This window comes from Limnohabitans sp. Bal53 (assembly GCF_003063355.1).
Taxonomy (GTDB): Bacteria; Pseudomonadota; Gammaproteobacteria; order Burkholderiales; family Burkholderiaceae_C; genus Limnohabitans_A.
Genome location: NZ_NESH01000013.1, coordinates 1 through 14,420, shown reverse-complemented (window position 1 = coordinate 14,420; position 14,420 = coordinate 1). Strand labels below are relative to the sequence as shown.

Annotated in this window: 13 protein-coding genes and 1 pseudogene; 8 read left to right on the top strand and 6 right to left on the bottom strand. The window is 60.4% G+C overall.

Going from position 1 to position 14,420, the window contains the following annotated elements; translation table 11 throughout:
- Positions 1-228: 228 nt before the first annotated feature.
- The 8 genes from B9Z50_RS17160 (at position 229) to B9Z50_RS17125 (ending at position 9,070) form a co-directional block, all read left to right on the top strand.
- Positions 229-1,026, top strand: coding sequence for an ABC transporter ATP-binding protein (locus tag B9Z50_RS17160; protein ID WP_108365969.1), 798 nt, complete (start codon positions 229-231; stop codon positions 1,024-1,026).
- A complete protein-coding gene (locus B9Z50_RS17155) occupies positions 1,023-2,990 on the top strand; it encodes a long-chain fatty acid--CoA ligase (RefSeq protein ID WP_233249925.1) in 1,968 nt (655 codons plus the stop codon). The genes B9Z50_RS17160 and B9Z50_RS17155 overlap by 4 nt, the downstream gene beginning before the upstream one ends.
- Positions 2,987-3,871 (top strand): branched-chain amino acid ABC transporter permease, encoded by an 885-nt coding sequence (locus B9Z50_RS17150; RefSeq protein WP_108365968.1) that lies wholly within the window; start codon positions 2,987-2,989, stop codon positions 3,869-3,871. Before B9Z50_RS17155 ends, B9Z50_RS17150 begins: the two co-directional genes overlap by 4 nt.
- A 2-nt stretch (positions 3,872-3,873) precedes the next feature.
- On the top strand, positions 3,874-4,926 hold the full coding sequence (locus B9Z50_RS17145; RefSeq protein WP_108365967.1) for a branched-chain amino acid ABC transporter permease: 1,053 nt from the start codon (positions 3,874-3,876) through the stop codon (positions 4,924-4,926).
- Between the two features lie 75 nt (positions 4,927-5,001).
- On the top strand, positions 5,002-6,249 hold the full coding sequence (locus tag B9Z50_RS17140) for an ABC transporter substrate-binding protein (protein WP_233249924.1): 1,248 nt from the start codon (positions 5,002-5,004) through the stop codon (positions 6,247-6,249).
- 60 nt (positions 6,250-6,309) lie between these two features.
- Positions 6,310-7,098 carry an ABC transporter ATP-binding protein gene (locus tag B9Z50_RS17135; RefSeq protein WP_108365965.1) on the top strand — a complete coding sequence of 263 codons (789 nt, stop codon included), beginning with the start codon at positions 6,310-6,312 and terminating at the stop codon, positions 7,096-7,098.
- 42 nt (positions 7,099-7,140) lie between these two features.
- On the top strand, positions 7,141-8,292 hold the full coding sequence (locus B9Z50_RS17130; protein WP_108365964.1) for an acyl-CoA dehydrogenase family protein: 1,152 nt from the start codon (positions 7,141-7,143) through the stop codon (positions 8,290-8,292).
- 94 nt (positions 8,293-8,386) lie between these two features.
- Positions 8,387-9,070, top strand: a complete 684-nt coding sequence (locus B9Z50_RS17125) for a TetR/AcrR family transcriptional regulator (RefSeq protein ID WP_146183247.1) — start codon at positions 8,387-8,389, stop codon at positions 9,068-9,070.
- Positions 9,071-9,199: 129 nt separating this feature from the next.
- Here the strand turns inward: B9Z50_RS17125 and B9Z50_RS17120 are convergent, their stop codons facing one another.
- From B9Z50_RS17120 to B9Z50_RS17095, 6 genes and pseudogenes are all read right to left on the bottom strand, one after another.
- Positions 9,200-9,982 carry an enoyl-CoA hydratase/isomerase family protein gene (locus tag B9Z50_RS17120; protein ID WP_108365962.1) on the bottom strand — a complete coding sequence of 261 codons (783 nt, stop codon included), beginning with the start codon at positions 9,980-9,982 and terminating at the stop codon, positions 9,200-9,202.
- A 79-nt stretch (positions 9,983-10,061) separates the two neighbouring features.
- Complete coding sequence (locus B9Z50_RS17115; protein WP_108365961.1) at positions 10,062-10,964, bottom strand: SDR family NAD(P)-dependent oxidoreductase; 903 nt, start codon at positions 10,962-10,964, stop codon at positions 10,062-10,064.
- 39 nt (positions 10,965-11,003) lie between these two features.
- Positions 11,004-11,459, bottom strand: a complete 456-nt coding sequence (locus B9Z50_RS17110) for a MaoC family dehydratase (RefSeq protein WP_108365960.1) — start codon at positions 11,457-11,459, stop codon at positions 11,004-11,006.
- Positions 11,456-12,610, bottom strand: a complete 1,155-nt coding sequence (locus B9Z50_RS17105; protein WP_108365959.1) for an acyl-CoA dehydrogenase family protein — start codon at positions 12,608-12,610, stop codon at positions 11,456-11,458. Before B9Z50_RS17105 ends, B9Z50_RS17110 begins: the two co-directional genes overlap by 4 nt.
- A gap of 16 nt (positions 12,611-12,626) precedes the next feature.
- The gene (locus B9Z50_RS17100; protein WP_108365958.1) at positions 12,627-13,826 is read right to left on the bottom strand and encodes an acyl-CoA dehydrogenase family protein; all 1,200 of its coding nucleotides are present in this window, start codon (positions 13,824-13,826) and stop codon (positions 12,627-12,629) included.
- Between the two features lie 48 nt (positions 13,827-13,874).
- Positions 13,875-14,420, bottom strand: a pseudogene (locus B9Z50_RS17095) (lipid-transfer protein); the annotation flags it as partial.

Genomic DNA, 14,420 nt, shown 5'->3' with positions numbered 1-14,420 from the left:
CTGTTCCCGCGACGCATGGGGCAGGCGGCGGAGTTCGGCTCAACGGTGCGCCACATCGTGGAAAACGCGTATTTGAACGCCACCACGATCAGCCTCGATGCGGGTGCCCGGCTGTAAGCCCGGGCGGCGTTAAGGCAGCAAGGTGTCGGCAGCAATGGGGTGCGCCCCGCGTGGATCTGAAGAAGGAAGCCCGATGGACAAGGTTATGAATGCACAGCGGAGGCGGCAATGAGCGCTTCCCCTCAGGCCCAGCGCGACGATGTCGTGCTGACGGCCAGCAATGTGTTGATGAAATTCGGCGGCATCGTGGCCTTGAACGAGGTTTCCATCGATGTGCGCAAGAACGAGCTGCTGGCGATCATCGGCCCCAACGGCGCAGGCAAATCGTCGCTCATGAACTGCCTGAGCGGCTTTTACCGGCCCCAGAAAGGCAGCATCTTTCTGGGCGAGCGCGACATCCGCAACATGGCTGTGCATCAGATCGCGGCCCAGGGTTTGGCGCGCACATTTCAGGGCACGCACATCTTCTCGGGCATGACCGTGATCGAGAACCTGATGGTGGGGCGCCACATGCACATGCGCACCAACCTCTTGCAGTCTTTTTTCCATTTTGGCCCTTCCCGGCGCGAGGAAGTGCAGCACCGCGAAGCGGTGGAAGAAATCATCGAATTTCTGGAAATCGAAACCATCCGCCATATGCCGGTGGGCAGTCTCGGATATGGACTGCGCAAGCGCGTCGACCTGGGACGCGCCCTGGCCCAGGACCCCAAAATTTTGTTGATGGACGAGCCTATGGCCGGCATGAACTCCGAAGAAAAAGAAGACTTGGCCCGGTTCATTCTCGATGTGCGCGAAGCCAAGCACATCCCGATTGTGCTGGTGGAGCACGACATGGGCGTGGTGATGGACCTCGCAGACCGCATCGCGGTGCTCGACTTCGGCCGCAAGATCGCCGATGGAACGCCGAAGGAAATCCAGGCCGACCCGGCCGTGCTCAAAGCCTACCTTGGGGAGGACACACCATGATGCTCGACATGGCAACCCTTCCACAGCTGTTGCGCCAACACGCCCGGAAGACACCCGGCCGTTTGTCGCAACGCCACAAGCAGCGCGGCATCTGGCGCGAATACAGCTTTGCCGATGTGCAGCGCAACGTGCTTGAACTGGCGCTGGGCCTGCACCAGGCGGGCGCCAAAGCGGGCGAAACCATCGCCATCATTGGCGAGAATGAACCGCAGCATTACTGGGCCGAGTTTGCGGCGCATGCGCTGGGCTGCAAGGTCGTCTCCATGTACCCCGACCTGACCTCGGAAGAGGTGGCCTATCTGCTGGACGACAGCGAAGCCGTGATCCTTTTCGCGCAGGACCAAGAGCAGGTGGACAAAGGCCTGGATGTGCGCGCGCGGCTGCCCAAATTGCGCCACATTGTGTATTGGGACGACACGGGCATGTGGTCGTACAAAGACCCGATTCTGACCACGTTTGAAGACGTTCAGCAGCAAGGGCAGCAGGTGCAAAAAGCCGATGCGGGCCTGTACGACCGGTTGGTGGACAAGGGCGCCGTGGACGATGTGGCGGTGTTGTCGTACACCTCCGGCACCACGGGTCAGCCCAAGGGTGTGATCCTCACGCACCGGTACCTGATCGACAACGCGCAGCGAATGATCGATGCCATGGATGTCACGCCCGACATGGAGTACCTGAGCTATATCGCGCCATCGTGGGCCACCGAGCAGATGAGTGGCATCACCCTGGGCTTGGGCCTGCCGATGGTGGTCAACTTTCCCGAAGGCCCCGAGCAAGTGCTGGAGAACATCCGTGAGCTCGCGGTGGAGGCCATGACGTTTGCGCCGCGCCAATGGGAAAGCATGGCCTCGTCGGTGCAGGCCCACATGCTGGACGCCGGACCGGTGCGCCGGGGCGTTTACGAGTGGGGCATGAAAATCGGACACGCGGTGAACGTGGGTCGCCTCGACGGCAAACCGGTTGGTCTGCTCGACCGCTTGATGTTCCCTTTGGCCAATGCCTTGGTGTTGCGTCCGCTGCGCGATCTGCTGGGCCTGACCCGCTTGCGCAGCGCGAGCTGTGGCGGCGCAACCATGGCGCCCGATGTGTTCCGCATGTTCCACGCCATGGGCATTCCCCTGCGCAACATTTATGGTTCCACCGAAACCGGTTTGCTGACCTGCCACCAGGGCGAGCGCTTCGACCTCGAAACGGTGGGCCACTGGATGAAGGCACACCCCAAGGCGGGCGCCCCACTGGAATGGCGCCTGAGCGCCGACGGTGAACTCCAGGTGCGCGGCGGCAGTCCCTTTCTCGGCTATTACCGCCGAGAGGGTTCGGTGGCGACGAAAGTGATCGACGGTTGGTACCACACCGGTGACGCCGTGACCAAGACCGAGCTCGGTGAACTGGTGTTCCTGGAGCGCCTGTCCGACCTCAAGCGCTTGCGCAGCGGTGAAACCTTCCCGCCCCAGTTTGTGGAGACGCGGCTTCGCTTCAGCCCCTTCATCAAAGACATCATGACGGTGGGTGACGAGACGCGGGATTTTGTGGCCGCTCTCATCAACATCGACATGGCGGTGTTGTCGCGCTGGGCCGAAGAAAAACGCATTGGTTTCTCGACTTTCACCGACCTGTCTCAGCGGCCCGAGATCGCGGCCTTGCTGAGCCAGGAAATTGCCAGGGTGAACCAGTTCTTGCCGGAGCATGCGCGCGTCAGGCGGTTTGCCAACTTCCCCAAGGAGTTGGACCCCGATGAAGGCGAGCTGACCCGGTCGAGAAAGCTGCGGCGCGAATTTCTGGAGGTTCGTTATGGCCCGCTCATCAACGGCCTGTACGACGGTTCGCGCGAAGTGCGCATCGACATTCCGGTGACCTACCAGGATGGCCGACGCAGCAATTTCGAGGCCTTGGTGTTCATTCATGAAACCGATGCATGCCCGCCCGCCCGCACGGATGCACTCCGGAGCAAAGGAGACAAATGATCGACTTTCTCAGCTACCTGATCAACGGCGCGTTGTCGGGTCTCTTGTACGCGCTGATTGCCATGGGTTTTGTGGTGATCTACCGCGCCTCCAAAGTGTTCAACTTCGCTCAGGGTGAGCTGGTTGTTTTTGGTGGCTACATGGTCTGGTGGACCATCATCCAGATGGGGCTTCCCATGTGGATCGGGCTGCCGATTGCCTTCGTTGCGTCGGCCATCTTTGGCCTCATGATCGAGCGCATTTTCTTTGCGCGCCTGGTGGGCGAGTCGGTCTTCTCGATGGTCATGGTCACCATCGGTTTGCTGATCTTGATCCGTGGCGTGGTACTGGTGATGTTTGGTGCGCAGGTGCGGGCCTTTCCCATCATCTTCCCGCTGGAACCGCTCATTTTTGGCGATCTTGTGATCTCCCGGTCGATGCTGTACGGCGGCATCATGACCATTCTGATCGGCCTGGGTTTGTCCTGGTTCTTCAACAAAACCCGGGCGGGTCTCACCATGACCGCCGTGGCCGAAGACCACCAGGTGGCCATGTCCATGGGCATCTCGGTGCAGCGTTCCATCGCCTTTGCCTGGATATTGGGTTGCGTGCTCTCGACCCTGGGTGCCATGGTTCACCTCAGTGGCCGTTCGATCAATCTGATGAGTTCCGACATTGGGCTGGCCGCTTTGCCGGTGGCCTTGCTGGCCGGTCTGGAATCACTGGCTGGGCTGTTGCTGGCCGGTGTGCTGGTGGGCGTCATCCAGAGCCTGGCCTCGGCCTACCTCGATCCCCTGGTGGGCGGGGCGCTGGGCTCTGTCTTCCCGTTCGTCATCATGTTGATGGTGTTGTTGATCCGTCCTACCGGCATGTTCGGCTGGAAAACCATTGAGAGGGTATGAGCATGGATCCCGCTGGTGTATTTGCGACGTCGTTCGCCAAAGATCAGGCCCTGATCCGCACGCGCAGCCAGGCGGTGGCGCTCGGCTTGTTCATCCTGGCCTTGTTTGCCCTGCCCTTGTACGGTGATGTGCGCACGGTCGCCGTCATGACCTCCATGCTCATCACGGGTGTGGTGGTGGTGGGGCTGCAGATCAACACCGGCATGGCCGGGCAGATCAACATTGGTCAGGCCGCCTTCATGGGGGCGGGCGCCTACGCTACGGCCCTGTTGGCCACCAAAGGCCAACTGCCGTTTTGGCTGGCGCTGCCCATCGGTGGGGCTTGCGCGGCTTTGTTCGGACTGGTTTTTGGTTTGGCCGCTGTGCGCATCAAGGGCTTCTACCTGGCTTTGACCACGATCGCGGCACAGATCCTGTTTCACTTCCTGGTGCTCAACCTGCCGGGCAGCTGGATGGGCGGCTCGAACGGCATCAACGTGGACCCGGCGCAGATTTTTGAGTTTCTGATCGACACCGATAACCGCATGTATTACCTCTGCCTCGTCGTGACGCTGATCATGGTGGCCGGGGCTTACGGAGTGGCCCGCAGCCGCCACGGCCGCATTTTCACCGCCGTGCGCGACGATGACGTGGCTTCCGGAATGATGGGCATCAACGTGGTGCGCACCAAGGCCCTGGCATTTCTGCTGGGTGCTTTTTATGCCGGCATTGGCGGTGGCTTGTGGACCTATTACGTGCGGTTCGTGTCGATTGACCAATTCACCATGATCCATTCGATCTGGTTCATCGCCATGATCATTGTGGGCGGCATGGGCTCGGTCACCGGAGCCTTGATTGGGGTGTTTGTGATTCGCTTGGTTCAGGAAACCATCACCGGCGTTGGCCCCTCGTTGGTCGAGCAATTCCCATTCCTTGGTGGCGACATCATTTTCGCGGCGATGAATATCTTCCTTGGTGGAATCATTGCCGCCTTCCTGATTTTCGAACCCCGTGGCCTGATGCACCGGTGGAACATTGTCAAACGGTCTTACCGGGTTTGGCCTTACCCCTATTGAGTGATTCCCTCGGCCAGCTTTTTACGCTTGGAGTTGGCTGCTTCGTCGATAAGCGGTTTTATGCAGGAGACATTGATGATTGACCCAAAAAAATGCGCCACCGTATTGCCGACCTTCACGCGACTTTGTGCCCTGGCGGCCGCATTGTCTGCATGTGGCATGGCGCAAGCCCAGACCACCTACCAGATCGCCGGTTTGGCGGATTTCACAGGCCCCTATGCCGACGTCATGAAAGACTGGGCGGGCTGCCGCAAAGGCGTGGTGGACTGGTGGAGCGAAGAGGTTGGTAAGAAACAAGGCGTTGCGCTGAAGATCAAGGACTACGACACACGTTACGACGTCGCCCAGGTCGCCAGCCTTTGGCCCGGCATCAAGTCCGAGCTGAATCCGGTGGTGATTTTTGGCGTGGGTGGCCCCGACACGGCCGCGCTGCAGCAGCGCCTGCCGAACGACAAAGTGCCCCTGATCCTGTCCACGGCCGGTTACGGTTTTGCCTGGAAACCCGACAGCTGGGTGTTCAACGCCCGCCCCACCTACACCCACGAAGCCGCGGCTTTCTACAAGTGGATGCAGAAGAAATCCGGTTCCACCGCACCGCTCAAAGTGGGCGTGATTTCTTCCGAGGTGTCACCGGCTTATGTCGACATCCACAAAGGTGTCGAAAAGTTTGCCAAAGACAACCCGGGCGTGATGGAAGTGGTTGAAACCATTTACACCGAAGCGCAACCCACCGATTTGACCCAACAGGTGGGCCGCCTGGTGCGCAAGGGCGCCACCGTGTTGCAGGTGTTCAACAACACGGCATCTGTAGTGGCGGCGCGCCGCGCGCTGCAAAGCCTGGGTAAAAACGACATTCCGATCGTCACCAGCGCCCACAACGGTTTGGTCTCCAGCGGCAAGGCTTTGGGCGATCTGAAGCAATTGGAAGGCAGCTACGAGGTGTATGGCATGGCCATGGCCACCGAAGACGCCACGCCCACGCGCGCTTATTTCGACAAATTGCGCAGCCAGTACAACTTGAAAGCCAATTACAGCTCGGCTTGCATCATGGGCATGAGCCAGGCCATGATTGGTGTTCGGGCGATTGAGCAGGCCATCACGGTCAAAGGCGCCACGGGTGTGACGGGCGAAGATGTGCGCACGGCCTTGCTGTCCACGCCCCTGACCACCGAGCGCAGCTTCGGTATTTTGCCCACCTTGAAATTCCAAGCCGACGCGCCATTCCCCACCCAGGGCATTTCCGTCAACATTGGAACCATTGAGAACGGCAAATACAAAATAATTGAGCACAACGTTCCGGCCCCAACGCTGAACAAGTGGTAATCAAAAACCTGCCTGGGCATTGGGCAACCAATGCCCAGGTGAAACCTTTCGGAGCTTCCTGTGCTTGAACTGAATAACGTTGAGGTCCTGTATAGCGACGTCATTCTTGCCGTCAAGGGTATTACCGCCAAGGTACCTGCGGGGCAGTGTGTGACCTTGCTGGGTGCCAACGGCGCTGGCAAAAGCACCACGCTCAAGGCGATCTCCAACCTGATCAAAACCGAAGACGGTCGCGTGACGGCAGGAAGTATCCAATTCAATGGCGTGGACATCACCGGGGCCAACCCCACCGATGTCGTGCGCCATGGGCTGGTCCACGTGATGGAGGGGCGCAAAGTGTTGCGCCACATGACGGTTGAGCAAAACCTGGTGGTCGGCGGCCACATGGGAACGGCCAGCGAGGCCAAAGAAAAGCTCGACGAGGTCTACAGCCGCGTCAAGCGCCTGGCCGATCTGCGAACGCGCACCGCCGGGTATCTGTCGGGCGGTGAACAGCAAATGCTGGTGATCGGCCGCGCGCTGATGGCCAGACCCAAATTGGTGATGATCGACGAGCCTTCGCTTGGGCTGGCGCCGTTGATGATTGAAGAGGTTTACGGGCTTTTGAACGATCTGAAGAACAGCGGGCTGACGCTGTTGATCGTGGAGCAAAACACCCGCGTCGCTCTGGAATTGGCCGATTACGGCTATGTGATGGAAAGCGGGCGGATTGTGCTGGAGGGGGAATCCAGCAGTCTCAAAACCAACGAAGACGTGCGCGAGTTCTACCTCGGCCTGACCGTGGACGGCGAACGCAAGAGCTTCCGAGACATGAAGCACTACCGTCGCCGCAAGCGCTGGCTGGGTTGATTCCCGCCATGCCTACCTATTGTGTGATTTAAGGGGTATTTGATGAGCATTGTTTCCAACGCGCTGCTGAGTGAGCAGGAAATCATTATTCGAGAGTCGGCGCGCAAGGCGGCCACCGAGATCGTGGGCAGCACGGCCGCCGAGCGCGACCGCACGAGCGAGTGGCCGCGCGCCGAAATCGAAGAGATCGGGAAATTGGGTTTCATGGGCATGCTCGCTCCGGCGAGCCATGGCGGTTCTGAACTTTCGTTCACCGAGTACTGCCTTGCGATCGAAGAGTTTGCCGCGGCCGACGGTGGCTTTGCCACGATGATGCACGTGCACAACTCGGCCGCCCATGTGCTGCGCAATTTCGGCACCGAGGCGCAAATGGCCGCCCACTTGCCCGACCTGGCCAGCGCCAAGCGCATCGGGGCATTCTTGTTGTCAGAGCCCCATGCTGGCTCCGATACCGCCGCCATTCGCACCTCGGCCAAGCGCGATGGCGATCACTATGTGATCAACGGCAGCAAGCAGTGGATCTCGAATGGGAGCGAAGCCGGTTTTGCATTGGTGGTGGCCGCGACCGCCGACAAGAGCGAACGCAACCGCTTCAGCCTCTTCATCGCCGATCCGAAGGACCCGGGTTACCAATGCCTGCGCATTGAAAATAAGCTGGGGCAGCACACCGCCCACACAGCCCAAATTCAACTGGACAACCTCCGCGTGCCCGCCACCGACATGCTCGGAGAAGAGGGCCGGGGATACGCCAAAACCCTCTCCCTGTTGTCGGACGGGCGCATTGCGATTGCGGCGCTTGCGATCGGCATTGCGCGTGCTGCGCTGGAAGCGGCCATTCGTTATGCCAAAGACCGCGAGGCCTATGGCAAGCCGCTCACCGCCCTTCAGGCGGTCAGTTTTGACCTCGCTGAAATGACCATGCAAGTCGAGGTGGCGCACCAATACATGCTGTATGCTGCTCGCCTGACAGATGCGGGCTTGCCCACCGGAAAAGAAGCGGCCATTGCCAAACTCTACGCCAGCGAAATGGCCGAGAAGGTGTGTTCCGATGCGCTTCAAATTCACGGCGGATACGGTTATGTGAACGACTTCCCGGTGGAGCGTTACTACCGCGATGTTCGGGTGACCAAAATTTACGAAGGCACCAGCCACATTCAGAAGTTGATCATTGCCCGCAGCATTTTGGCGGATTGATGGAATGGGGCGCATGTCCAGTGAGGGTGGGTTGCGCCCATTTCACACCATCTGAGTTTGCGCGGTGGTGCAAACACACGCCAAAGAAGAATCCATGAGTACCGCAGCACAAGCCAAACCGAAGACCAAACCCAACAGCCTCGTCAAACGCGCCGTGAAGGGGCCGAAATGGAACAACGCGGCCGGTGGAGCAGACGAGCAGTACCAGCTTAAAAAGCAGGCGGTGATTGCAGAGGCCTCACGTGCCTTTGGCCGGCATGGTTATAAAAACGTCTCGTTGGACGAGATTGCCGCAGCCCTCAATGTGACAAAACCGGCGCTCTACTACTATTTCAAGAACAAGCAGGAGTTGGTGTACGAATGCCACGAACTTGCGATGGAGTTGGGCGACCGTGTTTTGAGCGAATCGATTGCGGCTGAAAGCACAGGCTACGGACGCATTGCTGCATTCATTCGAAACTACATCTCGATGTTGACCGATGAGATGGGTGCACCAGCGATATTGCAAGACTTCTCGGGCATGTCGACCGTGCACCAAAAAAAGATCATTTTGCGCCGCCGCAAGTTCAACCAGGAACTCCGCCAGGTGCTGGAGGGTGGTGTGCAAGACGGCTCTATTGCCCCCTGCAACTCGAAAATGGCGGTGTTTTGGTTCATGGGCGCAGTTAGCTCCATTCCTCACTGGCTTCGCTCCGACGGCGATCTCAGCAGCAGCGAGGTGGCTGAGATATTCACAGACTTCCTGGCCCAGGGTATTCGAGCCAAGTCGGTCAACTGAGGCAACGCCCGCAATCACTGGGGCGTTTTTTTGCTTGGGTTCAGGTGTCGGCCAGATGGCCTGCACGTTGTTCCACCACATAAACCTGCTCCGAACCCATCGGGTAACACATGCGGTTCGGCCGGCAGGTTAAAAGACCGCTGGGCGTTTTTCAAGGAAGGCCTGCACACCCTCGCGCGCCTCTGCACTGTCGGCACACTGCTTCATGAAATGGTGCTCCAAATCGAGGTGCGCCTGGAGATCGCGGCTGGGCAAGCCGGTGAACAGTGCCTTGATGCTCCTCATGGAACCGGGTGCATGGTTTGCCAAGCGCAAAGCCATCTCCGTTGCGGCCATTTCCAGCTCGGCATTCGGGCAGAGCTTGTCGACCACGTGGTGGTCCAGACATTGTTGTGCGTTCAGCGTTTCGTTCAACATGAACCATTGCTGCGCCTTGACCGTGCCCGCGCGGCGCCCCAGAAAATAGGACGCGCCGAGATCGGGCGACAGCCCGATGGCGGCATACCCAGTCCGCAGCTTCATGGACGATGCTCCGAGCACAAAATCGGCGCACAGGGCCAAGCCGATCCCCGCCCCCGCCACTGCGCCATTGACGGCCGAGACCACGGGGCACGGTGCCGATGCCAATCGCACGTAAGCCGGTATGAGAGGCCGCAGAATGTCGTCGGTGAGCTGGGAGAGTTGAGAGCCAGCGGCGATGAACTCGGCAATGTCACCCCCGGCACAAAACATGGGTCCTTTGGCCGAAATCAAAATGGCGCGCGGCTTCGACGCCAACAGAGCATCGATCGCTGCCACCATGAACCGGGAGGCAGCAAGGCTCAACGCGTTGCCGTGATCGGGCCGGTTGAGCACCAGGCGGGCAACGCCGCCATCAATGGGCTCCCAGTAAACGGGATCGGATGTGTTCATGTGCGGATCCTTTGTGAGCAGCGTTGCGGCGGTGGCTTCAGCATCCCCGTGGAGACGCCCTGGCCACCCCAATGTGCCTTTATCCCTTGAGCACCGTTTGCACAAAACGCTGAATTTCCTGGTCGGCGCTTTCATAGGGCTGGGCAGTGCTCCAGTCGGAAATCTTGGCAAAGTTCTCTGCGATGCACTCGGGTGTCAAATCGGCGTCCTTGATGTAGAAAGGCGCCGCTTCCATGATGGTGGCCGCCGCGAAGGCGCCACCGCCCGCCGAGAGAATGGTTTTGGACGGCGCGTTTTCACTGCACAGAAACAGCACGCCGGGTGTCACGCGCTCAGGTTTCAGCGCTTCTTGCACCGCCGGGGGCAGCAGCTCCATGGTCATGCGGGTGGCGGCCAGCGGCGCGAGCGTGTTGATGCGGATGTTGTTCTTCTGCCCCTCTTGGTGCAACACGTTCATCAAACCCACCAAGGCGGCTTTGGCGGCACCGTAGTTGGTTTGTCCGAAATTGCCGTAGAGACCGGCGGCCGATGTGGTCATGACAATGCGGCCGTAATTTTGCGCGCGCATCGTGTCCCAAACGGCTTTGGAGCAGTTCACGGAACCCATCAGGTGCACACCCAACACCGCGTCGAAGTCGCTCATCTCGATCTTGTGAAACGACTTGTCCCGCAAGATGCCGGCGTTGTTCACAAGGATGTCGATGCGGCCAAAGGCCTCCAGGGTTTGGGCCACCATGGCTTGCACCTGGGCGAGATCGGCCACGTTGGCGCCGTTCGCGATGGCGGTGCCACCCGCTTGTTTGATCTCTTCGACCACGGCGAGGGCCGCCTCGGACGAGCCGCCCGAGCCATCGCGGTTGGCACCGAAATCGTTGACCACCACTTTGGCGCCGCGTGCCGCAAAGGCGAGCGCGTGCTGGCGGCCCAAACCGGCACCAGCGCCTGTGACGATGGCAACTTGATTGTCAAATCGGATGTTCATGGCTGTCTTCTGTAAAAGCGGTTGGAGGATAGGGAAAAATCAGGGGAAGAACCGGATGATGGATTCGGCGATGCAGGCCGGTTTTGTGGACTTGTCGCATTCAACGGTCAACTCGAACTTCATCTGCGCACCGCCCCCATTGATGGCGTCCCAGGCCAACAGTTTGAAGCTGCCCCGCAGGCTGCTGCCCACGGGAACGGGCGCTGTGAAGCGCACCTTGTCCAGCCCATAGTTGACGCCAGCCGAACTGCCTTCCACCTTGAAGGCGGTGGCGAGGAAGGTGGGCAACAAGCTCAGGGTCAGAAAACCGTGGGCAATGGTGGTGCCGAAAGGGCCGGTTTTGGCCCGCTCTGCGTCCACATGGATCCATTGGTGGTCCCCCGTGGCATCGGCGAACTGGTTGATGCGGCTTTGCTCAATGAGCGCCCATTCGCTGACGCCAACGACCTCGCCCACCATGGGCTGCAGGTCGGGAATGGTTTTGTAAATGTTCATGGGGTTTCCTGTGAGAGGGTGGCCGAAGCTTGCAGCTCGGCCATGGCGGCGGAATCGTGCTGGTCACCGGTGCCGAACAAAATGTTGGCGACCACAGCGCGTTTGAAATAGTGGCCGACGGCATACTCTTCCGTCATACCAATGCCACCATGCAACTGGATGGCCTGGCCACACACGGCTTTGGCCAGGCGCCCGATCAGCGACTTGGCTTGCGACACCATGCGAAGACGGTCATCAAGGGGGGCGTTCGTTTCGGCGTCGAGCAGGGCATGCAGCATGGAGCGTGAAACCTCCAGATCGCCCGCCATATCGACCATGCGGTGCTGCAGCACCTGGAAGCTGCCGATGGCAACGCCAAACTGCTTGCGGGTTTTCAGGTATTCCGCGGTCATCTCGATCGCGGCTTCCATCACGCCAATCAGCTCTGCACACAAGGCGGTCACGGCGCAGCAGTAGCCTTGTTGCAGCGCGGGCAAGCCCGCGCCGACCGCGCCCACCCTCTGCGCGTCGCTGACCTGCACCTGGTCAAACACCACCTCGGTGGCCTGGCTGCCGTCGTGCAAGCGCAGGCGGCGTTGGCTGAGGCCTGGCGCATCGGCGTTGACCAGGAAGAGAGTGATGCCGGTGGTGTCGGGCACTTGAGCGGATACCAGGAAAAGGTCGGCATCCGCGCCGCCCACCACCAGCGTTTTCAGCCCGCTCAGCCCGTAGCCCCCAGCAGCGGCGTTGGCGACCGCTTTCAAGGTGGTCACCGCAGGGTTGCCGCGCGATGAGGGTTCGCTGTAGGCCACTGAAATGCGCAGCTTGCCTTCCACCAGGGGTGGCAAAAACTGCGTTTTCTGGGCTTCGCTGCCACCCGCCAAAAGCACTTGTGCCGGCATCACGCCCACCGAGGCAAAAGGCTCCATCGCCAGCACCCGGCCCAGCTCCTGCGCGATCAGGGCCACGTCGACCGCATCGCCGCCCACGCCACCGCAGGCTTCGGGAATCCCGGCCGCGAGCCAGCCGTTGTCAGCGAAGGTGGGCCAGTGTGCAAACAACTTGCCTTGTTGGAGTTGGGCGGTGCGGGCATCAAACCCATACGAACGCTCGCCGAACCGGCGCACGCTGTCTTGCAGCATGACCTGGTCCGAATTCAGTTTGAAATCCATGGTGCTCTGGCCCCGATCAAAATTGAAAGAGCAACTTGGCCACGATGCCCCGTTGCACTTCGCTGGTTCCACCGTAGATCGTCGTGGCGCGGCGGAAGAACATTTCAGACGCCACATTGCGGCGCATCGCTTCGTAAGGGGCGGGGGCGTCTGCATCCTGGTCGGCGGGTTCGTGGATGTAAGACACCGCGCCGTCGTCGCCCAAGGCTTCGACCAGAAAATCGCCCATCCTTTGTTGGAGATCGGTCGCCCGCACTTTGAGCAAGGAGCCCAACACGTGGGCTTGTGGGCTGTGGTCCATTTCCAGCGCGACCACGCGCCGCACCATCATCGACAAGGCGGTGAGTTCGCTGTCCATCTGAACGAGACGCAGCGCAAACTCGGGCCGCTCAATCAGGGGCGTGCCGTTCACGGTCTGGCGTTGGCCCAGTTGTTTCAGCTGGCGCATGAAACGCAGCAAGGCCGGCAGCTCGGCGGTGGCGGCGTGTTCGTTGTTGAGCAAAAACTTGGTGATGCCCCAACCCCCGCCATCTTCGCCCACCCGGTTGCCCACGGGCACGCGAACGTTGTCAAAGAAGGTTTCGTTCAGGTGGTGTTGGCCGTCGATCGTCCATATGGGCTTCACCGTGATGCCCGGGGTCTTCATGTCGACCAGCAGGAAGCTGATGCCGGCCTGCTTTTTCACCGATGGGTTGGTGCGCACCAGCAGGAAGATCCACTCGGCCTCGTGGGCGTAGCTGGTCCAGATTTTTTGCCCGTTGATCACATACGCATCGCCGTCGAGCACGGCTTGCGTGCGCATGGAGGCCAGGTCGGACCCCGCATCGGGTTCCGAAAAACCTTGGCACCAAAGGCGCTCACCGCTCAAGATACCCGGCAAGTGCTGCGCTTTTTGTTCGGCGGTGCCAAACTCGTTCAGCACCGGCCCCAAGAGGCGCTGGCCAAAAATGTCTTGAGGCGGGGCGCCTGCGGCGGCGCACTCCTCGTCAAACACATACAGCTGTTGCGGGTTCCACCCCGTGCCGCCATGTTCGAGCGCCCACGAGGGGCCGCCCCATCCTTGCTCGTGGAGCAGGCGCTGCCAGTGTTGCAAGTCCCCTTTGGGGCCCCGCACACCGCTCACGCTGCCCTTGAGTTTGTCGGGCAGACGGGTGCGCAAAAACTGGCGCACCTCGTTCCGGAATGCCGACAAACCATCGTCTGGTCGAAAGTCCATGGTTCCCCTCGTTGACTGGCGGTTGATGGGTTGGAATGGGGGGCAGGCTCAGGCGCGCTCGTACAGCGTGACGACGCACGCACCGCCGATGCCGATGTTGTGTTGCAGCGCCAGCCGGGCGCCCGCCACCTGGCGTTGCTCGGCTGTGCCGCGCAACTGGCTGACCAGCTCAAAACATTGGGCGAGACCGGTGGCGCCCAGGGGGTGCCCCTTGGACAACAAGCCGCCAGAGGGGTTGGTCACGACCGTGCCACCGTAGGTGTTGTTGCCGTCTTCCACAAATTTCTCTGCACCGCCTTCGGGGCACAGGCCGAGGGCTTCGTAGGTCAGGAGTTCGTTCTGGGCAAAGCAGTCGTGCAGTTCGACCACATCGATGTCTTGAGGGCCAATGCCCGCGGCTTCGTACACCTTGTTGGCGGCTTCCCTGGCCATGCTGAAGCCCGCGGCTTCGCGCAGGTCGTCGCCGTTGAAGGCCAGCGGCCGGTCCGTTGTCATGGACTGGGCAATGATGCTGACCTGCTGGTTCAGACCGTGGCGCGCGGCAAAGTCGGACGAGCAGATGATGGCGGCGGCGGCGCCACAGGTGGGCGGGCA